The organism is Kitasatospora sp. NPDC056184, assembly GCF_042268405.1.
Classification (GTDB): domain Bacteria; phylum Actinomycetota; class Actinomycetes; order Streptomycetales; family Streptomycetaceae; genus Kitasatospora.
Genome location: NZ_JBHJUI010000011.1, coordinates 158,188 through 184,582, shown reverse-complemented (window position 1 = coordinate 184,582; position 26,395 = coordinate 158,188). Strand labels below are relative to the sequence as shown.

Sequence of the window (26,395 nt, the reverse complement as noted above, 5' to 3'; positions counted from 1 at the left end):
ATCCGCCCATGACCAGCACCGATCAAGAGTGCCGTCCGCCGCCCGCCCGTGTCTCAACTTGGCCACCACACGGCCGAAACAATGGGCGCCGAGCCCGGCGCGCAGGATCATGGGCGACGCAAGCGCCGGGCCAGCCAGGGGGGTTGGGCCTCCGGCGCCGGTGGAGCGGAGACGAAGTGGCGCGCAGGCATCTGGTGTACGTGCTGCCCGGGATCGGCGGCAGCGTGCTGGAGCGGCCGGGCACGGCCGGGCAGCCCGGCGGGGTCGTCTGGGACGCGGGCTTCGGCGACATCGCCGACCTGCTCGTCAGGCCCGGCCGGCTCGCCCCCGACGAGCCGCTCCGCCCGACCGGCCTGATCCGCTCCCGCCGGCTGCTGCCCGGCTGGACGGTCGTCCCCGGCTACGAGCGGCTGCTCGACGGCCTGCGCGCGCTGCCCGGCGTCCGGCTCGACGAGGGCCACCCGGACCGGCGCGACCCGGCCGCCAACGTCGTCGTCCTCCCCTACGACTTCCGCCTCGGCGTCGCCCACGCCGCCGAGCGGCTCGCCGCCGACGTCCACGAGCGGCTCCAGGACTACGCCGAGGCCGAACGGGCGGGCCGGGTCACCGTCGTGGCCCACTCGATGGGCGGACTGGTCGCCCGCTACTGGCTCGGCCCGCTGGAGGGCTGGCCGCTCTGCCGCGCCCTGATCACCCTGGGCACGCCGCACCGGGGCGCGCCCAAGGCGCTGAACGTGCTGGCCGACGGCGTCCGGGTGGCCGGGGTCCGGCTGGACCGCGTCAGCGAGCTGCTGCGGAGCTGGCCGGGCGTCGCCGACCTGCTCCCCCGGTACCCCGCCGTCTGGGACGCCACCGCCGGCGCCGCCCGGTACCCGCACGAACTCGCCCTGCCGGGGCTCGGCGCGGCGGCCGAGGCCGGCCGGGACCTCCACCAGGAGATCGAGGCCGGCTGGCGGAGCATCCCGCGCGGCCCCGACGCGCCGGTGGTCGTCCCGCGCCTCGGCTGGAGCCACGACACCCCGTCCTCCGCCCACTGGGACGGCCACCGGCTCACCCTGCGCAAGACCCCGCCGAGCTGGCTGCGCCTCGACGGCTGGGAGCACGACCACGGCGACGGCACCGTGCCCGCCTTCTCCGCCGTCCCGCTGGAGCTGAGCGCCGACGACGCCTCCGGCTGGCGCGAACGCGACCGGCACGGCCCGCTCGCCTCGGCGGCCTGGGTCCCCGGCCTCGTCGAGGCGTACGAACGGCGGGCCCCGCTCACCGCCGTCCGCGGCGAGGAGCGGAAGGCCTCGCTGGGACTCGACCTGGACGAACTGCACCCCGCCGGAGCGGCGGTGCCGCTGCGGGTGCGGCTGCGCGGCGACACCGCCCCGGAGGGCGGGGAGGCGCTGTCCGTGTGGGCGGCGGTGCGGCAGGCCGAGGAGCCGGGCCGCCGCACCGCCGAGGTGCGGCTGGAGTGGGACCCGGCCGAGGGCTGCCACCGCGCCGACCTGCCCGGGCAGCGGCCCGGCCTGTACGACGTCAAGGTGACGGTGCGCGCCGTCCCGGGCGTGGGCGACCTCACCGCGGGCGACGCCTTCGCGGCGGTGGACGCATGAGCGGCTGGCCGCGCTGGAACCAGGAGGGCGAGCCCGCGGCGCTCGCCACGTACGTCCGGCCCGACGAGGTCGCCGCCCTGGTCCGCCTCCCCGGCCCGGCCGGCGGCAGCCGCCTCGACCAGGCCCGCGCCGTGTACGAGGCGCTGGCGGGCGCCGGGATCACCTACGCGTACGAGGCGCCGAGCGACGACCCCGCGCGGCAGGTGGTCCGCCAGCCGGCCGAGGTGCTGTGGAGCCCCCGGCACGCCACCTGCCTCGACCTCGCGCTCACCCTGGCCGGCGCCTGCCTGCACGCCGGACTGCACCCGTTCGTCCTGCTGCTCGACCCGCCCACGCCCGGCGCCCCCGCGCACGCGCTGCTCGGCGTACGCATCGGCGACCCCGACGCGGACCCTGACGAACCGGGCCCGCCGGACGCCGACCTGTGGGAGACGCGGCCGGAGGACTGGGACGACCTCGTCCAGGAGGAACCGGACGGCCCGGCCCGCCCCCTGCTGCTGCTCGACCCGGTCGGCGTCGCCCACGCCCTGCCCACCTCGCCGATCATCGGGACGTCGGCTGCCTTCGCCGAGGCCGCCCGGGCCGGCGCGCGGTACGCGGCCGAGTGGACGTGGCGCGTCGCCGTGGACGTGGGGCGGGTGTGGCGCGCACGGGACTCCCATGCCCCGTCCGACCAGCCGGTCGACGACCCGCTGCGGCCGCCTTACCTGCCGCTCGACCCGGAACTCCACCGGCCGCTGCAACTGCTGCGGCCGGAGCACAACGTGGTGCCGTTCCAGTCCCGCGACGAACTGACCGTGCTCACCGGCTGGTGCCGGTCGGTCGCCGAGGGCCGCCACACCGGCGTCGCCGTCGTGCACGGCGTCGGCGGCGCGGGCAAGACCCGGCTCGCCCTGGAGGTCGCCCACCGGCTCGCCCAGCGGGACGGCTGGTACGCGGGCTACCTGCGCAAGGACACGCCCGGGCTGGACTGGCTGGGCGTCGTCACCTCGCCCACCCTGGTCGTCCTCGACTACGCCGACGCCCGGCCCGCCGAGGCGCGGCAGCTGCTCAGCGTCCTGCGGCGGCGCACCGAACGCGGCGGCGCACCCGCCGTCGTGCTGATGACCGCCCGCTCCACGGACGGCCAGTGGCTGGACGAACTGCGCCAGGACTGGACCAACGACGGCCACCTCTGCCGGGAACGCCCGCCGATGCTGCTGCCGCCCGAACACCCCGACGGCGAGGCCCTCGTCCGGCGCGCCGTCGAGGCGTTCCGGCTGGACGGCGAGCCCGTTGGACCGACGATTGTGGACCTCGCACCGCAGGACTGGACCACCCTGGACCGCCTGCTGCTCGCCTTCCTCACCGCCCGCACCCCCGACCGGGACCGGCTCCCCACCACGCGCGCCGAGCTGTACGAGGAGGTGCTCGGCCACGAGCACTCGTACTGGGCCCAGGTCTACCAGCGGGTCACCGGGAGTGCGGGTGACGCCCCGCTCGACGTCCTCGACCGCGCCGTCACCAGTCTCACCCTCCGCGCACCGGTCGGCCGGAGACGGATCGTGGACGCACTGCGCGTCGTCGAGGAGCTGACAGACGACGGACGGTGGCGCGAACAGGTCCGCACCACCCTCACCGGCTGCCTCCAACCGGCCCCCGGCGAACCCCTCACCCTCCGCCCCGACCCGATCGCCGACCACCTGGCCCTGCGCACGCTGCGCGAGGACGACGAGCTGCTGACGGCGACGCTGGACGGGCTCGGCGAGGTGGAGCTCGTCGACGCGCTACGGCAGTTCAACCGCGCGGCGGCGACCGACCAGGAGACCGCGGCGGGCCTACTACTCAACTGGACGGCGGCGGGCGACGACCGGTGGAAGCCCGTCCTGTCGGTGGCGTCCGAGCAGGGCGGCGCGGCCCTGGAGACCCTCGACCGGCTGGTCGGCGGGACGACGGCGCCGACCTGGCTGGACGAACTCGCGGACGCGATCCCCTACTCCGCCGTCGGCCTCCCGCAACTCGCGCTGCGCGCGGAGCTGCGCCTGCTGGCCAAGGTGCGTGCGGCCGGCAGGACCGGGTTGGTCGAGCTGGCCACTCGGCTGGTCCTGGTGAGCCGGCGGCAGTCCGACACCGGGGACCGGGCGGGAGCCCTGGCGTCCGTCACCGAAGCCGTCGCGATCCACCGTCTTTTCGCCGAAGCCGACCCCACCGTCTTCCTCCCCCGGCTCGCCGTGGCCGTCAACAACCTCTCCGCCGAGCAGTTCGAGGGCGGGGACCGGGCGGGAGCCCTGGCGTCCATCACCGAGACCGTCCAGATCCACCGCCTCCTCGCCGAAGCCGACCCCATCGCCTTCCTCCCCGACCTCGCCGTGGGCCTCGGCAACCTCGCCATCCAGCAGCTCAGGACCGGAAACCGCACGGAGGCCCTGGTCTCCATCACCGAAGCCGTCACCCACTACCGCCAGCTCACTGTGACCGACGGTGCCGCTTTCGTCCCTGATCTCGCCACCGCCCTCAAGAACCTCGCCGACCTGCAATCCGACACCGGGGACCGGGCGGGGGCGCTCGCGTCGGTCACGGAAGCCGTCGCCATCCGCCGCCGACTCGTCGAAGGCGAGGCCGACGCCACCGCGCTGCTCCCCGACCTGGCCGCCGCGCTCAACAGCCTTGCCATCCGCCGAGCCGACACCGGAGACCGCATCGGGGCCCTGGCCTCCATCACCGAAGTCGTTGCGATCCGCCGCCGGCTTGCCACCATCAATCCGGCCGTTTTCCTCCCCGACCTCGCCGGCGCCCTCACCAACCTCTCCATTCTGCAAACCGGCACCGACAGCCGAACAGACGCCCTTACCTCCGCCACCGAAGCCACCACCTACTTCCGCGAACTCGCCGAAGCCGACCCCGCCGCCTTCCTCCCCAGCCTCGCCACCGCCCTCAAGAGCCTCGCCGACCGCCAGGACGGCACCGGGGACCGGCAGGGTGCCCTCGCCACCGCCACCGAAGCCACCACCTTCCTGCGCGAACTCGCCGGAGCCGACCCCGCCGCCTTCCTCCCCCGGCTCGCCACCGCCCTCACCAACCTCTCCGACCGACAAGCCAACAACGGGGACCGAGCGGGCGCCCTCGCCTCCATCACCGAGGCCGCCGTGTACTTGCGCGAACTCGCCGAAGCCGACCCCGCCGCCTTCCTCCCCCGGCTCGCCACCGCCCTCACCAACCTCTCCGTCCGACAAGCCGGCAACGGGGACCGGGCGGGCGCCCTCGCCACCGCCACCGAAGCCACCGCCCTCCTGCGCGAACTCGCCGAAGCCGAACCCGCCGCCTTCCTCCCAGACCTCGCCACGACCCTCGGCAACCTCTCCAACCGGCAAGCCGACAACGGAGACCGAGCCGGCGCCCTCGCCACCGCCACCGAAGCCACCACCTACTTCCGCGAACTCGCCGAAGCCGACCCCGCCGCCTTCCTCCCCCGGCTCGCCTCCACCCTCACCGGCCTCTCCAACCGGCAAGCCGACAACGGAGACCCCGCAGGCGCGCTGGCATCCATCGACGAAGCCGCCGGAATCAGCCGCCGGCTCGCCGGAACCAACCCCGGAGCATTCCTCCCCCAGCTCGCCAGGGCCCTCACCAATCTCTCTGCCAGACGAGCTGGCAACGGGGACCGGGCGGGCGCCCTCGCCACCGCCACCGAAGCCACCGCCTTCCTGCGCGAACTCGCCGAAGCCGAACCCGCCGCCTTCCTCCCAGACCTCGCCACCGCCCTCGCCAACCTCTCCGACCGACAAGCCGACAACGGAGACCGGGCGGGCGCCCTCGCCACCGCCACCGAAGCACTCGCCGTCCAACGCCCGCTCGCCGCAACCGCCCCCGCCGTGTTCCTCCCCCAGCTCGCCTCCACCCTCACCCGCCTCTCCCTCCGACGAGCCGAGACCAAGGACCACACCGGCGCTCTGGCCTCCATCACCGAAGCCCTCGTCGTCCTCCGTCAACTCGCGGAAGCCAACCCGACAGCCTTCCTCGCCGACCTGGCAGGGGCCCTCAACAACCTGTCCAGGTACCGGTTCCTGAGTGGAGATCGGGTCGGCGCGCTGACCTCCGTCGCCGAAGCCACCGTCCTCTACCGCCGTCTCGCGGAAGCCAGTCCCGCTCAGTTCCTCCCCGCCCTCGCGACAACCCTCAACAACCTCTCCGACCAGCAGTTCGAGGCCGGGGACCGGGCGGCGGCGCTGAGCTCCGCCACCGAGGCACTCGGCATCCGCCTCCGCCTCGCCGAGTCCAACCCCGCCATCCACCTCTCCGCCCTGTCCGCAACCCTCGCCCACCTCTCCGACCAACTGTCGGACGAGGCGGCCCGTCCGGCCTGGGAGCAGGCGATCGCCGCCCTGCACCACCACCCCTTGGCGCAGGCGGATCTGTGCATCGGCCTCGCCCTCCGCCACGCGAAGCGCGGCGAGAACGAGCAGGCGACCGAACTCCTGGTCTCCGCCGCACGCAACGCGGTCATCGGCGGCCGGGAACAGCTCTCCGACCTCAGGAACCAGATCAACGGGATCGTGACGGGGTTCGCCCTGCACGACGAACGGCTGCCCGGCTGGGCCACCGAGCCCGTGTCGGACGGCTTCCTCCGTGTCCTGGACGCCTGGCCGCAACGATCGGGCTGGCCCGGAACGGAGGACTTCCTCCGCAAGCACGCGGATCACCTGCGCACGCCCCGGTCTCGGCGCCAACTGGATCTGGCCCAGGCCCTGTTCCCCGGGGATCCGGACCTCCAAGTCCTCCGCCGCATGCTGCACGACATCGACGCCCGCGGCCTGCACGCCGTCCTCGCCGAAGGCCGGGCCGGGCATCACGCCCGCACCCTGGTGGCGGAATGGATGTCGACCCGCACCTGGCCGGAGTCCCTCGCGTTCCACGCCTCGCACCGCGAAGAGCTGGAGACACCGGACACCATGTCGCTGCTCGCCGGAGCGGCCCCCGACCCCTCGGCCCTCCAGCACTACGGGATCCTGCGGCTCGCGACCTACGGGAGCTTGGAGGACGTCTACCTGATGGTCACCGATCCGGGCGTGGCCGGCCAAGAGGCCATAGCCGCCCTGGAGGCCGGGGAGCTGTCCCTGCTCGCCGACCTCACGATGGCCTGTCCTCCCCTGCTGGCCGGCCCGGACGGGAGGCTGTTGGGCATGGTGCACGCCATGGCCGCCGGCCACCCGGACCAGGCCCGCGAGATCTGCGCCCTGACCTCCGAGGAGGACACCCCTCTGCGGCGTGAGGCCTACGCGATCCATCTGCGCGAACTCGCCCGACGGCGGCCGGACCTCGCGGAGCCGGCCAACGAGTTGGCCGACGTCCTCCACCCCTCCGCCTGACGCCGCAACGCCCGCAGGGCCTCCCCGGTGAGGTGGGGAGGCCCTGCGGGCGTGCGTGGTACCGGTGCCGGTCCTACCGGCGGGCCGGGATCAGACCAGGCCGGCCTTCTCCAGGGCGGCGCAGCAGGTGTTGATCAGCAGCCGGGTGACGACGTAGGGGTCGACGTTGGCGTTCGGGCGGCGGTCCTCGATGTAGCCCTTCTGGTCCACCTCGACCTGCCACGGGATGCGGACCGAGGCGCCGCGGTCGGAGACGCCGTAGGAGTAGACGTTCCACGGGGCGGTCTCGTGCTTGCCGGTCAGGCGGGACTCGATGTCGGCGCCGTACTGGGTGACGTGCTCCAGGACCTTCTCCTGGGAGGTGCCGAGCGACTCGCACGCGGTGATGATCGCGTCGTAGTTCTCGCGCATCGCCTTGGTGGAGAAGTTGGTGTGCGCGCCGGCGCCGTTCCAGTCGCCGCGGACGGGCTTCGGGTCGAGGGTGGCGTCGATGCCGAACTCCTCGGCGGTGCGGTAGAGCAGGTAGCGGGCGATCCACATGTCGTCGGAGACGGTCAGGGCGTCGACCGGGCCGATCTGGAACTCCCACTGGCCGGGCATGACCTCGGCGTTGATGCCGCAGATGGCCAGGCCGGCGTCGATGCAGCGGTCGAGGTGCAGCTCGACGATCTCGCGGCCGAAGACCTCCTCGGCGCCGACACCGCAGTAGTAGCCGCCCTGCGGGGCCGGGTAGCCGCCCTCCGGGAAGCCGAGCGGGCGGGAGCCCTTGAAGAAGGTGTACTCCTGCTCGATGCCGAAGATCGACTCCTGCGCCTCGTACTGCTCGGCGACGGTGCGCAGCAGGGCGCGGGTGTTGGACTCGTGCGGGGTGCCGTCGGTCTCGTTGACCTCGCACAGGACGAGGATGTGGTCGCCGCCGCGGATCGGGTCCGGGACGACGCGCACCGGGGCCAGCACGCGGTCGGAGGCGTGGCCCTCGGCCTGGCTGGTCGAGGAACCGTCGAAGCCCCAGGTGGGGATCTTGTCCGCGTTCGGCAGGACACGAGTCTTGGAGCGGAGCTTGGCGGTCGGCTTGGTGCCGTCGATCCAGATGTACTCGGCCTTGATTGCCACGGCGGTGTACCTCGCAAACTGAGTGGTGGGTGCCCGCGTAGCGTTGCAAGTCGCCGTTTCCCGGTTGTTCCTCTCATGTAACGCCCATGTGAACCAACCGTCCGCATTGGCACGGTTACGGTGCGGGAGTGCCGCAGGTGGCACCCCCGCATCCGTGGGGCCGCGGGCGGGCGGCCCGAGCGGGCGGCCCGGGTCAGTGCCGGCGGGCGTGGGCCGGGGCGGCCCGGCGGCGGCGGGTGGCCCAGAGGGCGCAGGCGCCGGCGGCGACCAGGGCGGCGGCGCCGGCGGCGAGCGGGGCGGTGGCGTCGTTGCCGCCGGTGGTGGCGAGGGCGTCCGGAGCGGCCGTGGAGGCGGCGGCGGACGGGGCCGCGGGGGGTGCGGTCAGGCGGGCGGTGGCGGACGGGGTGGTGTCCGCGGCGGGCTGGGCGGTCGGGGTCCGGGTGACGGCGGCCGCGGGGGTGGCCGACGGCGTCACGGTGGTCTCCGGCGCGGCCGTCGGAGCGGCCGGGACGGGCTTCTCGCAGCTCACCGAGGCGACCGTGATGGTGCCGGTGACCTTGGCGACGTTGAGGTTCAGCGGGTCCAGCGCCACCTGGACCTCCAGGGCGGAGGCGGCGGCCGTCGTCGAGGTGGTGGTCTTCTTGGAGAACTCGACCGACACGCTGCCGACCAGCGGCACGTCCACCGTGGTCGGCCCGTACAGGCCGACCGTGACCGGCTTGCCGAGGACGGTGAGCTTGGCGGGCGCGACCACGTCGGCGGTGGGCTGCCCGTCGACGGGGCAGGTGGCGGTGGCGCTGAGCGCCTCCAGGCCGAGCAGGGTGGTCGCGGGCAGGCCGGGGGCGTGCACGTCGGCGTCGGCGAGGGTGACGGAGGCGGTGGCGCCCTTGGCGTCCACCTTGGTGACCGACTTGCCGACCTCCGCCTTGACCAGGGTGACCGGGCCGGACTGGTCGACGCCGTCGACCTTCGCGGTGAGGACGGTGCCCTCGCGCTGCGCCGGGGACTCGACCTTGTTGAGCGAGACGTCCACCGGGACGTCCACGGCGTTGTTCAACAGCCGGACGTCCAAGTCGAGTTCGGCGGTGACGGCGCGGGCCTTGCCGGGAGAGGCGGTGGCCGCCGGCGTCGGCTCGGCGGCCCCGGCGGGCGGCACGGTGAGAACGGTGCAGGCCAGGGCGACAGTGGCTGCGGAAACGATTCGTCGAGAAGACATGGTGATACCCCCACGGCTGAATGGATGAGCCGCCAGTCTTCTCAAACGATCCGTCACATGAGTCATACAGAGCGTCATTTCACCCGTTGGGGTGAAGTTGACGCTCCGCGCTGACGCACGTCTGCTACGGCAGCCGCCAGTCCACCGGCTGCGCCCCCTGTCGCGCCAGCAGCTCATTGGCCCGGCTGAACGGGCGCGAGCCGAAGAATCCCCCGCTCGCCGAGTACGGGCTCGGGTGCGCCGACTCGATCGCCGGGATCTCACCCAGCAGCGGCCGCAGGTTGCGCGCGTCACGGCCCCAGAGGATCGCCACCAGCGGGCCGCCGCGCGCCGCCAGGGCGCGGATCGCCTGCTCGGTGACCTCCTCCCAGCCCTTGCCGCGGTGCGCGGCGGGCTTGCGCGGGGCGGTGGTCAGCGCGCGGTTCAGCAGCAGCACGCCCTGCTGCGTCCACGGGGTGAGGTCGCCGTTGGACGGCTGCGGGAGGCCGAGGTCGCTGCCGTACTCCTGGAAGATGTTGACCAGGCTGGCCGGGATCGGCCGGACCTCGGCCCCCACCGAGAAGCTCAGGCCGACGGCGTGGCCGGGGGTCGGGTACGGATCCTGGCCGACGATCAGCACCCGCACCTCGGCGAACGGCTGCTGGAAGGCGCGCAGCACGTTCGGGCCGGAGGGCAGATAGGTGCGGCCGGCGGCCAGTTCGGCGCGGAGGAAGTCGCCCATCGCGGCGACCCGCCCGGCCACCGGCTCCAGTGCGGTGGCCCACCCGGGCTCGACGATCTCGTTCAGTGGACGCGGTGCCATGGGCGTAACCCTATCGGCCTACACCGACAGCCCGTTCACCGAGATGATCACACCGCGGGAGCGCGGACCGCGGCTCACGCCACCGGGCGCCCGCGCAGCACCACCAGCCGCGGATCGGCCAGCACCCGGACGTCGGCGCGCGGGTCGTGCGCGTACACCACGAAGTCCGCCGGTGCGCCCTCCTCCAGGCCGGGGCGCCCCAACCAGGCGCGCGCGCCCCAACTGGCCGCCGACAGCGCCTCGGCGGGGGTGAGCCCGGCCTTCACCAGCTCGGCGACCTCCTCCGCGACCAGGCCGTGGGCCAGCGAGCCGCCCGCGTCCGTCCCGACGTAGACGGGGATGCCCGCGTCGTGCGCGGCGCCGACCGTGTCGTAGCGGCGCTCGTGCAGCCGGCGCATGTGGGCCGACCAGGCCGGGAACTTGGCCTCGCCGCCGGCCGCCAGCTGCGGGAAGGTGGCGATGTTGACGAGCGTCGGCACGATCGCGACCCCGCGCTCGGCGAAGACCGGGATCAGCTCCTCGGTCAGGCCGGTGGCGTGCTCGACGCAGTCGATCCCGGCGGCCAGCAGGTCCGGCAGCGACTCGGCGGCGAAGCAGTGCGCGGTGACCCGCGCGCCCTCCTCGTGCGCCGCCGCGATCGCCTCCGCCAGCGCGTCGCCGGGCCAGCAGGCGGCGAGGTCGCCGCGCTCGCGGTCGATCCAGTCGCCGACCAGCTTGACCCAGCCGTCGCCGCGTCGGGCCTCGGCGCGCACGTAGGCGGCGAGGTCGCCGGGCTCGATCTCGTGCGCGTAGTTGCGGATGTAGCGACGGGTGCGGGCGATGTGCCGGCCGGCCCGGACGATCCGGGGCAGGTCCTCGCGGTCGTCGATCCAGCGGGTGTCGGCGGCGGACCCGGCGTCGCGGATCAGCAGGGTGCCGGCGTCACGGTCGGTGAGCGCCTGCTTCTCGCTGGTGGCGGCGTCGACGGCGCCGTGCGCGTCCAGACCGACGTGGCAGTGCGCGTCCACCAGGCCGGGCAGCACCCAGCCGTCCACCGTCCGGACGTCGGCGGACGAGGCGCCGACGGCGGCCGGACGGGAGAAGGTCACCCGGCCGTCCACCACCCAGAGTTCGTCCCGGACGTCCTCGGGACCGACCAGCACCCGACCCCGGACGTGCAGCACCGCGCCATCGCTCATGGCCGCACTCTACCGACGGCGCCGTTCCCTGTAAGCAGTGCGGATGGGGCAGACTCGTTCCCGGCCAGCACCGTTCCTCCCCCCTCGAAAGGCCCAGAGACCGTGAGCCCCTTCCTCGACCTGCCCCCGCTCACCGCCGCCGACTTCGCGGCGATCGAGGACAAGGTCGCCGCGCTGCTGCACACCACCGCCGACGTCATCGTCACCCAGGGCGAGGCGCTGCTGCCGCTGGAGGCCGCCATCCGCGGCGCCGCGCACCCGGGCTCGACCGCGCTCAACATCGTCACCGGCCCGTACGGCCAGACCTTCGGCAACTGGCTGCGCGACTGCGGCGCGAAGGTCGTCGACCTCGTCGTGCCGTTCGACAGCGCGGTGAGCGCCGAGCAGGTCGCCGCGGCCCTGGCGGCCGAGCCGGCCGTCGACTTCGTCTCGCTGGTGCACGCCGAGGCCGCCACCGGCAACACCAACCCGGTCGCCGAGATCGCCGCCGTGGTGCGCGAGCACGGCGCGCTGCTGATGGTGGACGCGGTCGCCTCGGTGGCCGCCGAGCCGCTGCTGACCGACGCCTGGGGCGTCGACCTGTGCGTGATCGGCGGGCAGAAGGCGATGGGCGGGCCGGCCGGCGTCTCGGCCGTCTCGGTCTCCGCGCGGGCCTGGGAGCGGATCACCGCCAACCCGGCCGCCCCGCGCCGCTCCTACCTCTCGCTGCTGGACTGGAAGGAGCGCTGGACGGACGCCGGGCGCACCGCCCTGCCGCACGCGCCCGCGCAGCTGGAGATGCTGGCGCTCGGCGCCTGCCTGGACCGGATCGCGGCGGACGGCCTGCCCGCCGTCATCACCCGCCACCGGGCCGCCGCGGCCGCCCTCCGCGCGGGCGTCCGGGCGCTCGGCACGCTCGCCCCGTTCGTCCCGGACGACGCGCACGCCGCGCCGGTCGCCACCACCCTGAGCACCCCGGCCGGGCTGGACGCCACCGCCCTCGCCGCCGAGCTGCGCCGGCTCGACCCGTCGCTCCCGGTGCAGGCCGGCGGCGGCGCCCTGGCCGCCGAGATGCTGCGGGTCAACCACTACGGCCCGGCCGCCACCCTCGGCACCGTCCGCGCCACCCTCACCGCCCTCGCCGCCGCGACCGGCGCCGATGCCGCCCCCGCCCTCACCGCGGCCGGGCAGGCCTGGGACGCCACCGCCTGAGACGCCGGCGTCCGACAGCCCGGGAAGCCCCGCCGAACCGCCCCGTCCGCCGCCGCGGACGGGGCGGTCCGCGTTCCGGCGGCCTCCGCTCCGCCACCCGCCCCGGCACTGTTCCCGCACCGTTCACCCCTCCGGCACCCGCTGCTCACCACGGCCCGGCAGGCTCCTGCGCACGGAGAAGTTGGCTATACAACTTTTCGCCGAGCGCCCCAGCGCCCCAGTGCCCAGCACCCCGGCGCCCCCGCGCCCGCACCCCCGCCGCCGAGGAGAAGACCATGACCACCGAGCTGTCGCCGTACTGGCTGCGCGACAACTGCCCCTGCGCCGAGTGCCGCGACCCGCGCAACGGGCAGAAGCTGTTCCAGATCACCGACCTTCCGGAGGACCTCGCGATCGCCGCCCGGGCCGAGCTGGAGGGGCACCTGGAGGTGCTCTGGTCGGACGGGCACCGCTCCCGCTACCCGTCCGGGTGGCTGGCGCAGGAGGCGGACGGGGACGGGCGGACGGAGGCGGACAAGCGGCTCTGGGAGGCCGCCGACTTCGCGGGCGGCATTCCGCGGACGCCGTGGCCGGCCCACCTGGCCGACCCGGCCGAGCGGGCCGCCGTGCTGGCCGCCGTGCGCCGCGACGGCTTCGCCGTGCTGCGCGGCGTGCCGGTGCGCGAGCGGCAGGTGCTGGCGGTCGCGGAGACCTTCGGGTTCGTGCGGGTCACCAACTACGGCGAGCTGTTCGACGTCCGGGTCGAGCCGGACCCGAACAACCTGGCGTTCACCAGCGCCGCGATCACCCCGCACACCGACAACCCGTACCGCGACCCGGTCCCCACCCTCCAGTTGCTGCACTGCCTGGAGAACGCGGCGACCGGCGGGGACTCCGGCCTGGTCGACGGCTTCCGGGCCGCGGCGCTGCTGCGCGCGGAGGCGCCGGAGCACTTCGCGGTGCTGACCCGCACGCCGGTGCCGTTCGTCTTCCGCGACCGCGGCACCGAACTGCGCGCCGACCGGCCGCTGATCGAGCTGGACCCGCTGGGCCGGATCCGCGAGGTGCGGTTCAACAACCGCTCGATCGCCACCCTGCGCGGCTCGGCGGCGGAGCTGGACGCGTTCTACGCCGCCTACCGCGCGTTCGCGGCGATCACCCTGCGCCCGGGGCTCCAGCTGGACTTCAGGCTGGAGCCGGGCGACTGCCTGATCTTCGACAACGTCCGGCTGATGCACGCCCGGACGGCCTTCGCCCAGGACGGCCGCCGCCACCTCCAGGGCTGCTACGCCGACCTGGACTCGCTCGCCTCCACCCTGGCCGTGCTGCACCGCCGTTCGGCCGCGCTGGACGAGCTGGCCGCGCTGTTCGCGGGCGAGGGCGCCGGGGAGTACCTGGGCGAGGCGGTCACCATGGCCGAGCACATGCTGCAGGCCGGCGCGCTGGCCGAGGCGGCCGGGGCGGCCCCGCAGCTGGTCGCGGCGGCGCTGCTGCACGATGTCGGCCACTTCCGGGGCGCCCTGCACGGACGGGATCTGATGCAGGGTCAGGACAACCGGCACAGCGACACCGGGGCCGACTGGCTGGCCCGCTGGTTCGGCCCGGAGGTCACCGAGCCGGTCCGGCTGCACGTGGCGGCCAAGCGCTACCTGTGCGCGGTCGAACCGGACTACCGGGCGCGGCTGTCCGAGGCCTCCGCGTACACCCTCCGGGTGCAGGGCGGCCCGATGTCCGAGCGGGAGGCCGCCGACTTCGCCGCCCAACCGGGCGCCGAGGACGCGGTGGCGGTGCGCCGCTGGGACGAGCAGGCCAAGGAGGCGGACGCGAGGACCCCGGACTTCGCCCACTTCCGGCCGCTGCTGGCCTCGTTGATGCGCTGACGGCAGGTCGGCGCGCGGGCGGCCCGGAGCACGGGCCGCCCGCCGCGCCCGGCCGTCAGTCCACGTCCCGGGCGTGCCGCGAAAGCGCCGAGGTGGCCAGCGAGTTGTGCACGCTGAACGCCACCGTGCCGGGCAGGTAGCGGTCCTGGGACCACTCCACCGGCGTCCCGGTCGGGTCGGTCGTCCGGCGCCGCTCGCGCAGCAGCGGGCCGCCGCGCCGGCAGCCGAGCAGCCGGGCGTCGTCCCCGTTGGCGGCGACGATGTCGATCGTGTGGTCGGCGTCGGTGAACAGGATGCCGTGCTCGCGCAGGACTTCGGTGTGCGAGACGACGTCCGGCGGCAGCTCGGCGACGATCTCGCCGACCCGGGGCGGGTAGACGGTCCGCTCGACCATCACCGGCGTCCCGGAGAGCGTGCGCAGCCGGACCATGACGTAGACCTCGTCGGCCGGTTCGAGGCGCAGCTGCTCGCGCTCGGCGGCGTCGGCCGGGCGGCGCACCATCGAGTCGAGGATGCCGCCGGGCTCCTCGCCCATCGAGTACGCCCAGCGGGTGAAGCTGAGCAGTTCGGAGAAGCTCTGCACCCGGGCCGTGCCGAGCACCACCCGGCGGGTGCCCCGGCGCGAGGTGACCAGGCCGTCCGAGCGCAGCACGGCGAGCGCCTGGCGGACGGTGCCGCGCGAGACGCCGTACTGCTCGGCGAGCGCCCCCTCGGCGGGCAGCCGTCCGGCCTCCCCGAACGCGCCGGTGGTGATCGCCTCCCGCAGGTCGGCGGCGACCTTGCGGTAGAGCGAACCCGTGCCGCGCTCGGTTCCCGGCGCTCCGGCCGACGCATCGGCCGAACGGGCCTCCGGGCGCCCCGACTCCAGTGCCACGTCAGTCAATGTCCCTCCTGGGCGGTGTCCCGCGCAGCCCTTCCGGCGCCGGACAGCCCGACCATATCCCGCTGCGCTCCCGAAGCATCGCACTCGGCGAACACTCCGCCGGCGACCTGATTCGACCGTTCCCGCAGCCGACCCCGGGGCTGGGCCATCCGTTCACCTTCCCGTCACCGGGCTCCGGCGTACTTACCCCCGTCAGCGAAGTTGGCTAGTCAACTCGGACGACGCGATCGACCGCTCACCTCGGCCGGCCCGCCGCCCTTCGCGAGACGCAGGCCCGCGGAACCCCCCGCGAACGCCCCCTCGCCGTACGCCCCCTTAACAGGAGACTTCCCCGTGACCGTGCACCGCGCCCGTGCCGCCGCTTTCGCGGCCGTTCTGACCGCCGCCGCGCTCTCCCTCACCGCCTGCGGCTCCGCCGGGTCGAGCGCCAAGTCCGGCGACGCCGCCAAGGCGGGCGCCAAGGACGCCAAGGAGGCCACCTCCGCCGCCGACTTCGGCGGCATGGACGGCCTGGTCGCCGCCGCCAAGAAGGAGGGCAAGCTGCACGTCATCACGCTGCCCCGGGACTGGGCGAACTACGGCAAGATCATCGACTCGTTCAAGGCCAAGTACGGCATCGAGGTCGAGGAGGAGAACCCGGACGGCTCCAGCCAGGACGAGATCAACGCGATCAACTCCCGCAAGGGCCAGGACCGCGCCCCCGACGTGGTCGACCTGGGCAGCGCCTTCGCCCTCCAGGCGGTCAAGGACGGCATCCTCGCCCCCTACAAGGTGGCCACCTTCGACAAGGTGCCGGACACCATGAAGGACGCGAACGGCGCCGCCGTCAACGACTACGGCGGCTACGTCTCGATCGGCTGCGACGCCAAGAAGATCGCCAACTGCCCGAAGACCTTCGCCGACCTGCTCAAGCCCGAGTACAAGGGCCAGGTCGCCCTCAACGGCAACCCGACCAAGTCCGGCTCCGCCTTCGGCGGCGTCTACGCGGCCGCGCTCGCCAACGGCGGTTCGCTGGACAACGTCCAGCCCGGCATCGACTTCTTCGGCAAGCTGAAGCAGTCGGGCAACTTCAACCCGGTCGAGTCCACCCCGGCCACCATCGAGAAGGGCGAGACCCCGATCTCGATCGACTGGTCCTACCTGAACGCCGGCTACACCGACGAGTTCAAGGGCAAGGGCATCGACTGGAAGGTCTCCATCCCGGTCGACGGCTCCTACGCCCAGTTCTACAACCAGGCCATCAACAAGTGGGCCCCGCACCCGGCGGCCGCCCGCCTGTGGCAGGAGTACCTGTTCAGCGCCGAGGGCCAGAACCTCTTCCTCGGCGGCTACGCCACCCCGTCCACCTTCGAGGCCCTGAAGAAGGACGGCACCCTGGACGCCACCGCCGCCGCCAAGCTGCCGGCCGTCGAGAAGCCGTTCACCACCTTCCCGACCGTGGACCAGATCAACGCGGCCAAGAAGGTCGTCACCGAGAACTGGACCAAGGCCATCGCAGGCTGACCGACCGTCAGCACTCATCGAACGGGCTGAAGAAGCACTCATGACCACGGCTCCCACCCCGGTGCCGACCACCCCCGCCGCCACCGCACCCGGTGGCGGCGCGGGGGCGTCCGCCACCGCCACGACCACCACCCCCACGACCACCACCGCCACGACCCCCACCCCCCGGCGACGGCCGCTCGCCCGCCTCGGCGGCGCCTCCTGGCTCGCCGCCGTCCCGCTGCTGCTGTTCTTCCTGATCGGCTTCGGACTGCCCACCGTCGCCATCGTGATCGGCGCGTTCACCACCTCCAGCGACGCGGAGGCCGGCGCCGGGCAGTTCACCTTCGACAACCTGGTGGACTCCGTCCAGGGCGGCTACCTGACCGCCATGCTGAGCAGCCTCAAGCTCTCCGCGCTGACCGCGCTGCTCGCCACCCTGATCGGCCTGCCGCTCGCCCAGGCGGTCGTCACCTCCCGGCACGGCTGGCTGCGCCAGGCGGTCCTCACCGCCTCCGGCGTGCTCGCCAACTTCGGCGGCCTGCCGCTCGCCTTCGCGTTCGTCGCCACCCTCGGCAACGCCGGTGAGATCACCAAGCTGCTGCACCTCACCGACCACGGCTGGTCGCTGTACTCGTTCACCGGCCTGACCGTCGTCTACCTGTACTTCCTCGTCCCGCTGATGGTGCTCACCATCACCCCGGCCCTGGACGGCCTGCGCACCCAGTGGCGCGAGGCGGCGCAGAACAACCGCGCCACCACCGTGCAGTACTGGCGCCACGTGGCCCTGCCGATCCTGCTGCCCTCGCTGCTCGGCGGCTTCGTCCTGCTCTTCGGCAGCGCCTTCGCCGCCTACGCGACCGCCGCCGCCATGGTCGGCGCGACCGTCCCGCTGGTCAGCCGCTCGATCGCGGACGCGCTCTCCGGCAACGTGCTGGTCGGCCAGGGCAACCTCGCCCTCGCCCTCAGCCTCAACATGATCGTCGTGGCCGTCCTGGTGATGGCCGTGTACCTCCCCCTCCAGCGCCGGAGCGCCCGATGGCTCAGCTGACCACCCCCGCCCCCGCCAAGCGACGCACCGTGCGCTGGTGGCGCGGCGCCGTGCTGCTGCTCGCCGGCGTGTACTTCGTCGTCCCGCTCGCGGCCTCCTTCTGGTTCTCCATCGACGACCCGCAGGGCATCTCCTTCGCCGCCTACACCGGGCTGCTCTCCGCCCCCGGCTTCCTGGACAGCCTCTGGCTGACCCTCGGCCTCGCCGTCGTCACCGTCCTGGTGCTGCTGGTCCTGCTCGTCCCGGCGCTGATCGCCGTCCGGCTCGGCTCGCCGAAGCTGCGCCCGGTCATCGACGTGCTCTGCACCCTGCCGCTGGTCGTCCCGCCGGTCGCGCTGACCGCCGGCCTGATCGGCGTGCTCCGCTGGGGCCCGGACTACCTGATGGACACGCCGTTCTTCCAGACCTTCGTGTTCATCCAGGACCCGGACTTCCCGCTGGTGCTGGTCATCGCCTACGTGCTGATGGCGCTGCCGCTCGCCTACCGCGCCCTGGACGCCGGCCTGCGCTCGGTGGACGTGCGCACCCTGGTCGAGGCCGCCCGCAACTGCGGCGCGAGCTGGCCGCGCGCGGTGTTCACCGTCGTCCTGCCCAACCTGCGCGGGGCCCTGCTGAACGCCTCCTTCCTCACCCTGGCCCTGGTGCTCGGCGAGTTCACCGCCGCCTCGATCCTCGGCTTCCAGCCCTTCCCGGTCTGGATCTACTCGGTCGGCAACAGCCAGGCCCACATGTCGGTCGCGGTCTCCATCCTGAGCCTGCTGCTCACCTGGCTGCTGCTGCTCCTGCTGGCCACCGTCGGCCGCGAGCGCCGCCACAAGCCCGCCACCTCCTGAACCCCCCGGAGTCACCCATCATGACCACGGCCACCGCCCCCGTCACCGGCGTCCCCCTCGCCCCCGGCAGCGCGACCGTCGAATTCCGCTCGCTGCGCCGCGCGTTCGGCGCCACCACCGCCCTGGACGGCCTCGACCTCACCGTCCACCCCGGCGAGCTGCTCGCCCTGCTCGGCCCCTCCGGCTGCGGCAAGACCACCGCGCTGCGGATCCTGGCCGGCTTCGAGCAGCACGACTCGGGCCAGGTCCTGGTCGACGGCCGGGACATCACCGCGATCCCCGCCCACAAGCGCGACGCGGGCATGGTGTTCCAGTCGTACAGCCTCTTCCCGCACCTGACCGCCGCCGACAACGTCGCCTTCGGCCTGCGGATGCGCGGCACCGGCAAGGCCGAGCGCCTCAAGCGGGCCCAGGAGCTGCTGGAGCTCGTCGGCCTGCCCCAGCACGCCGGCCGCTACCCGCACCAGATGTCCGGCGGCCAGCAGCAGCGCATCGCGCTCGCCCGCGCGCTCGCCCTGCAGCCGCGGGTGCTGCTGCTCGACGAGCCGCTGTCCGCGCTGGACGCCAAGGTCCGGCTGTCGCTGCGCGAGGAGATCCGCCGCCTCCAGCAGGAGCTGGGGATCACCACCCTGTTCGTCACCCACGACCAGGAGGAGGCGCTGTCGATGGCCGACCGGGTCGCCGTCCTGCGCTCCGGCCGCCTGGAGCAGTGCGCCACCCCCTCCGAGCTGTACGCCCGCCCGGCCACCGCCTTCGTCGCCGAGTTCGTCGGCACCATGAGCCGCATCCCCTGCGAGCGCTCCGGCGAGGGCGTCGAGGTCCTCGGCCGCCGCCACGCCGTGGACGGCACCCGGCCGGCCGACGGCGAACTGCACGTGCTGGTCCGCCCGGAGAACGTCCAGCTGGCCCCCGACGAGCAGGGCGCCGCCCTGGTGGTCTCCGCGTCCTTCCTGGGCGCCGTCACCCGCCTCACCGTCCGCCTGGACGACGGCACCGAGGTCAAGGCCGACCTGCCCACCGAGGCCGCCGCCGCGCTGCCCATCGGCTCGCGCGCCGCGCTGACCCTCCCGGAGCGGCCGGTGCTGGTCGACCGTCGTACGGTCTGATCCGTCCTGTTGAACCGCCTCGAAGGTACCGCCATGCCTCACACTCCCTCACCCGCCGCCGTCCTCTTCGACATGGACGGCACCCTCGTCGACACCGAGCAGCTCTGGTGGCAGGCCGCCGCCGAACTCGCCGACGAACTGCACCACTCCCTCACCGAGGCCGACGCCCCCGAGGTCCTCGGCCAGGCCATCGAGCACACCGCCGCCCACCTCCACCGGGTCAGCGGCACCTCGTTGAGCGCGTCCGAACTCGCCACCCGCCTCGGCGACTCCTTCGCCGGCAAGGTGGCGGCGCAGACCGTCCCCCGCCCCGGCGCCCTCGCCCTGCTCGCCTCGCTCCGGGACGCCGAGGTGCCCACCGCCCTCGTCTCCGCCTCCCCCCGGCGGGTCGTCGACATGGTGCTGGGCTCCATCGGCCGCGACTGGTTCGCCGTGACGCTCGCCGCCGAGGACACCCCGCGCACCAAGCCCGCCCCGGACCCCTACCTGGCGGCCGCCTCCCTGCTCGGCCTCGACCCGGCGGTGTGCGTCGCCGTCGAGGACACCCCGACCGGCGTCGCCTCCGCCACCGCCGCCGGCTGCGCCGTCCTCGCCGTCCCCTCCAGCGACGTCCCGATCCCGGACAGCGCCCGGGTCACCCTGCTGGACAGCCTGGAGCACGCCGACCTGGCCCTGCTCGGGAAGCTCACCGCCGCGCCCGGGGTTTGAGCCCCCATGCCCTACGTACTCCTCACCCTCGCGATCCTCAGCGAGGTCTGCGCCACCAGCTGCCTCAAACTGACCGAGGGCTTCAGCAGGTTCTGGCCGAGCGTGGGCGTGGCCATCGGCTACGTCCTCTCCTTCGCCCTGCTGGGCCGCGCCCTGAAGCACATCCCGGTGTCCGTGGCCTACGCCGTCTGGTCCGGCGCCGGAACGGCGGCCGTGGCCGGCATCGGCGCGGTCGCCTTCGGCGAGTCCCTGGGCCGCCTCCAGTGGTTCGGCATAGCCCTGATCATCGTCGGCGTCGTCGTCCTCAACCTCAAGGGCGGCCACTGACCCACCCCGCGGGCCCCGTGCGCACGGCGCACGGGGCCCGTCCCGCTTCCCGGCGATCTCATGTTCTGATGTTCCGTCAACTTTTCGCCTGCCACCCGGTGTTGGGGGAGTGCCCCGGCCTCCCCCTGCCACGGGGGAGGCGTAGCGTGCGAACCGGGGACGAGACGGCTTTCCGCGCGAAGGACAGGTTCCACCCCGACGGGTGGCGGCTCGGATTCGTGATCGCCGCCGCGGAGCCCCGCGGCCGTCAGCCGCGCCGGTGGAGGGCGTAGGCGGCGGTGAGGGCGACGGGGCGGTCGGGGTCGTCGGAGAGGGCGGTGAGGGCGCGGGTGGCGACGGGGCCCGGGATGTCCACCAGGGCCTGGGTCAGCCGGCGGCGGGCGGGCGCTTCCAGGGTGTCCGGGGCGAGGCGGTCGACGAGGGCGGCGGCGATCCGGTCGGCGGACGCCGGGTCGGTCGCCAGGGCGCCCAGGGCGTCGGCCGCGTCGGCGTCCTTCGTCCCCTCGACGATCATGTCGACGAGCACCGGGGCCGCCTCGGCCACGCCGCGGGGGCCGAGGGCCCGCGCCGCGTGGCCGCGGACGGCGGCGTCGGGGTGGGTGAGGGCGTCCCGCAGCACCGCGGTCGCCGCGGCGCCGGGCAGCTCGGCGAGGGACCGCACGGCCCGTAGCCGCACCTCCGCCGAGGGCGCGCCGAGGCCCTCCGCCAGCAGCCCCGACGCCTCCTCCCCCGCCTGTGCCAGCGCCCAGCGGAGCGCTCCGGCGACATTGGGGTCCGACTCGCCGAGCACGGCCTCGGCCAGCGCCTCCACCGGCACCGCGGCGTCCTCGGTCGCGGACAGGGCCGCGCGGTGGCGCGTCCTGGCGCTCGCCGACCCCAGCGCCTGGAGCAGCGCGACGCTGCGGAGGACCTCCTCCCAGCCCGCGGGTTCCGCGGCCCCGATCCGGCGCAGCCGTGTGAGCAGCTCCGTCTCCGCCGCGATGCGCTCCCGGGTCCCGCGGATGAGGTCGTCGACGAGTTCGGCGGGCGCGAAGCCGGGGTCGTCGAGCGCCCGCCCGACGTCGCGCAGCGACAGGCCCAGCGACCGCAGGCTCTCGATGTGGAAGATCCGCCGGACGTCCTCCTCCGCGTACTCCCGGTAGCCGCCCTCGGTCCGCCCGGTCGGCCGCACCAGGCCGAGCGACTCGTAGTGCCGGAGCATCCGGGCACTGACCCCGGACCGTCGCGCGACCTCACCGATCAGCACGGCCTACCCGCCCTCCCCGCCGGCCCCGCCCAGGGCCACGGCGCGCTTCGCCTCCTCGATCGCGAACTCGAAGCCGGCGTCCGGGTCGCGCCGCAGCCGTTCGGTGGCGAGCGCGTGCGCCCGCACCCGGGGGTCCGCAGCCGCGGCGGCCGCCTCCAGGGCCGGCCGCGTCGCCTCCCCGAGCGCGATCAGCGCCCGGCTGAGGCTCAGCTGCGTCTCGCGTTCGCCGCGACCGAGCTGTTTCGCCAACTCTACGGCCAGCCCGGGCCGCTCACACTTGGGCGCGAGCACGACCGCCGCCCGCCAGGCGGTCCGGGCCACCTCGTCGTCGGTGTCGGCCAGCAGCGCCGGGGTGATCGCCGGCCAGGCCCGCCGGTCCCCGATCTTGGACAGCGTGTGCAGGGCCTGGCTCCGCGCCCGGGGGCGCTCCGAGCGGACTTCGCCGACGAGCGCCGGGACCGTCGCCGACGGCGCGTGGCGGGTGAGCGCCCAGGTCAGCATCTCCCGCACGTAGAACTCGGGCTCGATCGCACAGCGCTCGACCAGCTTGCCGACGTACCTCGGGTCCGGCGCGGTGCCGACCGCGAGCGCGGCCTGTAGCCGGACCGACGAGCTGGTGTGCTCCAGCCCGCGGAACGCCCGGGCCGTGGCCGTTTCCTCTTCCGACACGGTCATCGCGACCACCTCCTGGACCGCAGTGAAGTCCTTGTCACCGTGTCAAGGTCAAGCCGCGGCGTCGGCCGCCACCCGGAAGCCGATGTTGCCGGCCGAGCTGTCCGGGGTGTTGGAGCTGCGCGCCGCCACCCGGTAGCGGTTGCAGTACGAGGCGTGGCACATGTGGGAGCCGCCGCGCATCACCCGCGAGTCGCCGTCCGGCGGGCCGAGCGGGTCCCGGCGCGGGCCGGTGCGGTGGAAGTCCGCGCTGAACCGGTCCGCGCACCACTCCCAGACGTTGCCGACCGTGTTGTACAGCCCGAAGCCGTTCGGCCGGAAGGCGGTCACCGGGGCCGTCCCCCGGTGGCCGTCCGCCGCCGTGTTCAGGGTGGGGAAGACGCCCCGCCAGATGTTGCACGCGTACCGCCCGCCGGGGGTGAGTTCGTCGCCCCACGGGTAGCGCGCCTGCTCCAGGCCGCCCCGGGCGGCGTACTCCCACTCGGCCTCGGTGGGCAGCCGGGTGCCCGACCAGGCGCAGTACGCCTGCGCGTCGTGCCAGGAGACGTGGACCACGGGGTGGTTCTGGCGGGTGGTGACCGAGGAGCCCGGCCCCTCGGGCGCCCGCCAGCTCGCCCCGGCGACCGCCCGCCACCACGGCACGGCGGCCACCTGCGGGGAGGCGGCGGCCAGCCGGTCCGGCAGGAAGCCCTCGAAGACGTAGGAGAAGCCGAAGGCCTCGGCCTCGGTGCGGTGGCCGGTGGCCTTGACGAAGGTCGCGAAAGCGGCGTTGGTCACCGTGGTCGGCGCGATCCGGAACGGGCTCAACTCGACGGCGCGGACCGGTCCTTCGCCGTCGGCCGGGTAGCCCTCCCGGTCGTCCGCGCCCATCAGGAACCGCCCGCCGGGCAGGCCGGTGAGCTGCCGCGCCACCCGCGAGCCCGCCCCGGTGACGGCCCGGGCGACGGCTCCGGGAGCGGCGAGCGTGAGAGCGACGGGCGCGACGGGCCCGTCGCCGTCGCGGCCGGGGGTGCAGCAGGGCTTGGTGGTGGACACGGTGGTTCCTCGTTCGGTCGGGGTCCGGGGGCGGCGGCCGGCCGCCACCCCCGGACCGTCGGGGAAGGGTCAGGCGGCCCGGTCGGCGGCCAGCTGCGCCGCCAGACCCGGGATGCCGAGCGCCTGCTCCTCCTGCGGGGTGGCCTGGTGGAGCAGGTTGGTCAGCTGGTACGGGTCGGCCGACAGGTCGTAGTACTCGCGGAACTTCACCTCGCCGGTCCCGGACACCGTGCCGTTGGAGTCGGTGTGCAGCGCGTAGTACTCGGTGTACTGCTTGTCCTTGGCCACGTACGAGGACCAGGTGGGCGGACCGCCCGCCGCCGTGCCCTGCTTCCACCACTCCACCAGCAGGTGGTCCCTGCTGTACGGGGTGAGCAGCGAGTGGCCGTCCTGCGGGGTGTCCGGCGTGATGCCGGCGGCGTCCAGGATGGTCGGGGCGACGTCGATGTTGGCGACGACCCGGTTGTCGACCGTGCCCGCGCCGAGCCCGCCGGCCGGCCAGGAGAGGTAGAACGGCACCTCGTGCGCCGGGGAGTAGGGCACGGACTTCTTCAGCCAGCCGTGGTCGGCCCAGGTGTAGCCGTTGTCCCCGAGGTAGATGACCAGGGTGTTGTCCAGCTGGCCGAGCGCCACCAGCTTGTCGTGGATCGCCTGCACGGCGTCGTCGACGGAGAGCAGGGTGCGCAGCTGGCGGGTGCGCACGGCCTGGGCGTCGGCCAGGGTGGCGGTGGCGTTCTGGATGTAGCCGGGCTTGTCGCTGCGGTCGTCCTCGGGCACCGAGGGGCGTCCGTTCCACGGCGGGACGACGGTGTCCGCGTACTTGGGGGCGGGCACGTTGGGCTCGTGCGAGGCGTACGGGGTGACGTAGGCGAACCAGGGCCGGGAGTCGGTGGCGGCCTTGTCGAGGAAGGCCAGGGTGCGGTTCTTGATGATGTTGGTGGTGTAGCCGGTGAGGGTCTGGACGGTGCCGTCGATGTTCCAGTTGGCGTTGGTGTACGCGGGCTGGAGCAGCGCCCACTCCTCGAAGTGCGGCGGGTTGTCCGCCAGCGTCCAGGAGTTGAGGTACTTGCCGAACAGCCCGGTGCGGTAGCCGGCCTGCTTGAGGTAGCGCTGGACGGTGGTGTGCTGGTCGAGGCTGTACGAGGCGCCGTTGTTGCGCACGCCGTGGTTGTGGGCGTAGCGGCCGGAGAACACCGAGGACCGCGAGGGCGCGCAGAGCGGCGTGGTGACGTGGCCGTTGGTGAAGCGGACCCCGTTGCCGGTGATCCAGTTCACGATCTGCGGGGTGGCCCATTCGGTGTGCTTGGGCTGGTCGTCGGTGACGATCAGCAGGATGTTGGGCCGGGCGGCACCGGCCGCGGCGGCCGGGCTCCCGGCCGCCAGCTGGAGCGCCGCCGGGGCCGCGGCGGTGGCGGCCACGGCCGCGGCGCCGGCCAGGAAGCCGCGCCGCCCGACCCGGGGCGAACCATTCGTTTCCGAATCGCCGATCTCGCTCATGAATTCCCTCCATGCTTTTCGGTGATTCCGTGGGCGGCCTCGCGGGGAAATCCCGCGGGCGGCACCGGAATCATTCACGGGGAAAGCGGCTTCCCGGTCCGCACGACGTCCGCGCCCGCACCCCGGACAGCATTCACGGGCACGGCGACTCACCGGGGATCCGCGGTGAAGGAACCGGGGCACCTCGTCGACCTGCACGAACCGTGCGGGTGCGAGTCACCCCGAGAAGGTCCGACGCGCTGCGGCCGGTCCCCGTCCACCCGTCCGGGGACCGCCGCCGGTTCACGCCGGATCGGGCGTACAGAGGGCGCTCGCGAGCCGTCCGAAATCGACGTGCCGGCGAGCAGCCAGGAACTCTCCAGCTGCCATGCGAGCGACTGTAGGAGTTCCCGGCGAACACTGGCAATACCCGGGCGCTTTTGTTTCCGCGCCATGTCGGATTTCCGGCCGCAGGTTTCCCCTCGTCAACAACCGGGCCCCGCGCCTATCCTTCGGACGTGATCATCCCGACCGAGCCGGTACGGCTCGTCATCTTCGACTGCGACGGCGTCCTGGTGGACAGCGAGCGGATCGCGGCCCGCGTGCAGATCGCGCTCGGCGCCGAGCTCGGCTGGCCGCTGACCGAGGAGGAGGTGGTCGAGCGCTTCATCGGCCGCTCGATGGCCTCGATCGACGAGCAGATCGCCGCCCGGCTCGGCCGGCCGACCGCCGACCGGTGGTGGGCGGAGTTCGTGCGGCGCCACGAGGTGGAGGTGGACGCCGGACTGGAGCCCGTCGACGGCCTGCCCGAGGCGCTCGCCGCGATCACCCTGCCGACCTGCGTCGCGTCCAGCGGCTCGCACGAGAAGATGGCGCACACCCTGGGCCGCACCGGCCTGTTCGACCGCTTCGCCGGGCGCATCTTCAGCGCCACCGAGGTCGCCCGCGGCAAGCCCGAGCCCGACCTCTTCCTGCACGCGGCCCGGCGGATGGGCGTGCCGCCGTCCGCGTGCGCCGTCGTCGAGGACAGCGCGCCCGGCGTGCAGGCCGCGCGCGCCGCCGGAATGCGCGCCTTCGGCTACGCGGGCGGCCTGACCCCCGCCGCCCGCCTGGCCGGCCCGGGCACCGTGGTCTTCGACGACATGCGCGAACTCCCGGCCCTGCTGGCCGCCGGGTGACCGGACGGGCCCGGACGCCCGGCGAGTGCTCGCGCTCCCGGGGGCAGGACGCGTTCCGGGAGGCCCCGGGGTGCCGCCGGCTCCCGCCCGCCC

The 26,395-nt window shown here is 74.1% G+C and carries 20 protein-coding genes; 11 read left to right on the top strand and 9 right to left on the bottom strand.

The features are described 5' to 3' along the window. The first annotated feature begins 176 nt into the window (after positions 1-176). Together ACFC0B_RS22805 and ACFC0B_RS22800 are read left to right on the top strand one after the other, a co-directional pair. Positions 177-1,601, top strand: a complete 1,425-nt coding sequence (locus tag ACFC0B_RS22805; RefSeq protein ID WP_376088588.1) for an esterase/lipase family protein — start codon at positions 177-179, stop codon at positions 1,599-1,601. Further along, positions 1,598-6,946, top strand: coding sequence for a hypothetical protein (locus ACFC0B_RS22800; RefSeq protein WP_376088585.1), 5,349 nt, complete (start codon positions 1,598-1,600; stop codon positions 6,944-6,946). The genes ACFC0B_RS22805 and ACFC0B_RS22800 overlap by 4 nt, the downstream gene beginning before the upstream one ends. Before the next feature lie 90 nt (positions 6,947-7,036). Here ACFC0B_RS22800 and glnII read toward each other — a convergent pair whose 3' ends face one another. The 4 genes from glnII to ACFC0B_RS22780 form a co-directional block, all read right to left on the bottom strand. Beyond that, a complete protein-coding gene (gene glnII / locus ACFC0B_RS22795; RefSeq protein WP_376088582.1) occupies positions 7,037-8,059 on the bottom strand; it encodes a glutamine synthetase in 1,023 nt (340 codons plus the stop codon). Positions 8,060-8,252: 193 nt separating this feature from the next. After that, positions 8,253-9,275, bottom strand: a complete 1,023-nt coding sequence (locus tag ACFC0B_RS22790) for an SCO1860 family LAETG-anchored protein (RefSeq protein WP_376088579.1) — start codon at positions 9,273-9,275, stop codon at positions 8,253-8,255. 124 nt (positions 9,276-9,399) lie between these two features. Next, entirely contained in the window at positions 9,400-10,077 is a 678-nt protein-coding gene (locus ACFC0B_RS22785; RefSeq protein ID WP_376088576.1) for a uracil-DNA glycosylase, read from the bottom strand. A gap of 74 nt (positions 10,078-10,151) precedes the next feature. Further along, a complete protein-coding gene (locus tag ACFC0B_RS22780; RefSeq protein WP_376088573.1) occupies positions 10,152-11,255 on the bottom strand; it encodes an amidohydrolase family protein in 1,104 nt (367 codons plus the stop codon). Positions 11,256-11,357: 102 nt separating this feature from the next. Between ACFC0B_RS22780 and ACFC0B_RS22775 the strand changes: the two genes are divergently transcribed. Continuing rightward, positions 11,358-12,446: a pyridoxal-phosphate-dependent aminotransferase family protein gene (locus ACFC0B_RS22775; protein ID WP_376088570.1), complete on the top strand. Its 1,089-nt coding sequence runs from the start codon at positions 11,358-11,360 to the stop codon at positions 12,444-12,446. A 275-nt stretch (positions 12,447-12,721) separates the two neighbouring features. Next, the gene (locus ACFC0B_RS22770) at positions 12,722-14,305 is read left to right on the top strand and encodes a phosphonate degradation HD-domain oxygenase (RefSeq protein WP_376088567.1); all 1,584 of its coding nucleotides are present in this window, start codon (positions 12,722-12,724) and stop codon (positions 14,303-14,305) included. A gap of 55 nt (positions 14,306-14,360) precedes the next feature. Here ACFC0B_RS22770 and ACFC0B_RS22765 read toward each other — a convergent pair whose 3' ends face one another. Beyond that, positions 14,361-15,179 carry a GntR family transcriptional regulator gene (locus tag ACFC0B_RS22765; protein ID WP_376088985.1) on the bottom strand — a complete coding sequence of 273 codons (819 nt, stop codon included), beginning with the start codon at positions 15,177-15,179 and terminating at the stop codon, positions 14,361-14,363. A 342-nt stretch (positions 15,180-15,521) separates the two neighbouring features. Here ACFC0B_RS22765 and ACFC0B_RS22760 point away from each other — a divergent pair, with 342 nt between their 5' ends. Genes ACFC0B_RS22760 through ACFC0B_RS22735 form a run of 6 tightly spaced genes read left to right on the top strand, consistent with a single transcriptional unit; the run spans position 15,522 to position 20,695 of the window. Then, positions 15,522-16,691, top strand: a complete 1,170-nt coding sequence (locus tag ACFC0B_RS22760; protein ID WP_376088564.1) for an ABC transporter substrate-binding protein — start codon at positions 15,522-15,524, stop codon at positions 16,689-16,691. 40 nt (positions 16,692-16,731) lie between these two features. Then, positions 16,732-17,721 (top strand): ABC transporter permease, encoded by a 990-nt coding sequence (locus tag ACFC0B_RS22755; protein ID WP_376088561.1) that lies wholly within the window; start codon positions 16,732-16,734, stop codon positions 17,719-17,721. Further along, entirely contained in the window at positions 17,709-18,554 is an 846-nt protein-coding gene (locus ACFC0B_RS22750) for an ABC transporter permease (protein ID WP_376088558.1), read from the top strand. The genes ACFC0B_RS22755 and ACFC0B_RS22750 overlap by 13 nt, the downstream gene beginning before the upstream one ends. A gap of 20 nt (positions 18,555-18,574) precedes the next feature. Next, complete coding sequence (locus ACFC0B_RS22745) at positions 18,575-19,660, top strand: ABC transporter ATP-binding protein (protein WP_376088555.1); 1,086 nt, start codon at positions 18,575-18,577, stop codon at positions 19,658-19,660. A gap of 33 nt (positions 19,661-19,693) precedes the next feature. Continuing rightward, positions 19,694-20,368, top strand: a complete 675-nt coding sequence (locus ACFC0B_RS22740; protein ID WP_376088552.1) for an HAD family hydrolase — start codon at positions 19,694-19,696, stop codon at positions 20,366-20,368. Positions 20,369-20,374: 6 nt separating this feature from the next. Beyond that, entirely contained in the window at positions 20,375-20,695 is a 321-nt protein-coding gene (locus ACFC0B_RS22735) for a DMT family transporter (protein WP_376088549.1), read from the top strand. 247 nt (positions 20,696-20,942) lie between these two features. Here ACFC0B_RS22735 and ACFC0B_RS22730 read toward each other — a convergent pair whose 3' ends face one another. From ACFC0B_RS22730 to ACFC0B_RS22715, 4 genes are all read right to left on the bottom strand, one after another. Continuing rightward, positions 20,943-21,941, bottom strand: coding sequence for a HEAT repeat domain-containing protein (locus ACFC0B_RS22730; RefSeq protein WP_376088546.1), 999 nt, complete (start codon positions 21,939-21,941; stop codon positions 20,943-20,945). Positions 21,942-21,944: 3 nt separating this feature from the next. Then, positions 21,945-22,616, bottom strand: a complete 672-nt coding sequence (locus ACFC0B_RS22725; RefSeq protein WP_376088543.1) for a HEAT repeat domain-containing protein — start codon at positions 22,614-22,616, stop codon at positions 21,945-21,947. 48 nt (positions 22,617-22,664) lie between these two features. Beyond that, the gene (locus ACFC0B_RS22720; protein ID WP_376088540.1) at positions 22,665-23,648 is read right to left on the bottom strand and encodes a formylglycine-generating enzyme family protein; all 984 of its coding nucleotides are present in this window, start codon (positions 23,646-23,648) and stop codon (positions 22,665-22,667) included. Between the two features lie 69 nt (positions 23,649-23,717). Then, positions 23,718-25,145, bottom strand: a complete 1,428-nt coding sequence (locus ACFC0B_RS22715) for a sulfatase (RefSeq protein ID WP_376088537.1) — start codon at positions 25,143-25,145, stop codon at positions 23,718-23,720. Positions 25,146-25,642: 497 nt separating this feature from the next. Between ACFC0B_RS22715 and ACFC0B_RS22710 the strand changes: the two genes are divergently transcribed. Beyond that, positions 25,643-26,302, top strand: coding sequence for an HAD family hydrolase (locus ACFC0B_RS22710; protein WP_376088534.1), 660 nt, complete (start codon positions 25,643-25,645; stop codon positions 26,300-26,302). Positions 26,303-26,395: the final 93 nt, after the last annotated feature.

What these genes read in the sequence shown, in the direction of transcription:
- ACFC0B_RS22800 (WP_376088585.1), top strand. Translation starts at nt 1,598, where the DNA reads ATGAGCGGCTGGCCGCGCTGGAACCAGGAGGGCGAGCCCGCGGCGCTC.
- ACFC0B_RS22790 (WP_376088579.1), bottom strand. Translation starts at nt 9,275, where the DNA reads ATGTCTTCTCGACGAATCGTTTCCGCAGCCACTGTCGCCCTGGCCTGC.
- ACFC0B_RS22785 (WP_376088576.1), bottom strand. Translation starts at nt 10,077, where the DNA reads ATGGCACCGCGTCCACTGAACGAGATCGTCGAGCCCGGGTGGGCCACC.
- ACFC0B_RS22780 (WP_376088573.1), bottom strand. Translation starts at nt 11,255, where the DNA reads ATGAGCGATGGCGCGGTGCTGCACGTCCGGGGTCGGGTGCTGGTCGGT.
- ACFC0B_RS22770 (WP_376088567.1), top strand. Translation starts at nt 12,722, where the DNA reads ATGACCACCGAGCTGTCGCCGTACTGGCTGCGCGACAACTGCCCCTGC.
- ACFC0B_RS22755 (WP_376088561.1), top strand. Translation starts at nt 16,732, where the DNA reads ATGACCACGGCTCCCACCCCGGTGCCGACCACCCCCGCCGCCACCGCA.
- ACFC0B_RS22750 (WP_376088558.1), top strand. Translation starts at nt 17,709, where the DNA reads ATGGCTCAGCTGACCACCCCCGCCCCCGCCAAGCGACGCACCGTGCGC.
- ACFC0B_RS22745 (WP_376088555.1), top strand. Translation starts at nt 18,575, where the DNA reads ATGACCACGGCCACCGCCCCCGTCACCGGCGTCCCCCTCGCCCCCGGC.
- ACFC0B_RS22740 (WP_376088552.1), top strand. Translation starts at nt 19,694, where the DNA reads ATGCCTCACACTCCCTCACCCGCCGCCGTCCTCTTCGACATGGACGGC.
- ACFC0B_RS22735 (WP_376088549.1), top strand. Translation starts at nt 20,375, where the DNA reads ATGCCCTACGTACTCCTCACCCTCGCGATCCTCAGCGAGGTCTGCGCC.
- ACFC0B_RS22725 (WP_376088543.1), bottom strand. Translation starts at nt 22,616, where the DNA reads ATGACCGTGTCGGAAGAGGAAACGGCCACGGCCCGGGCGTTCCGCGGG.
- ACFC0B_RS22715 (WP_376088537.1), bottom strand. Translation starts at nt 25,145, where the DNA reads ATGAGCGAGATCGGCGATTCGGAAACGAATGGTTCGCCCCGGGTCGGG.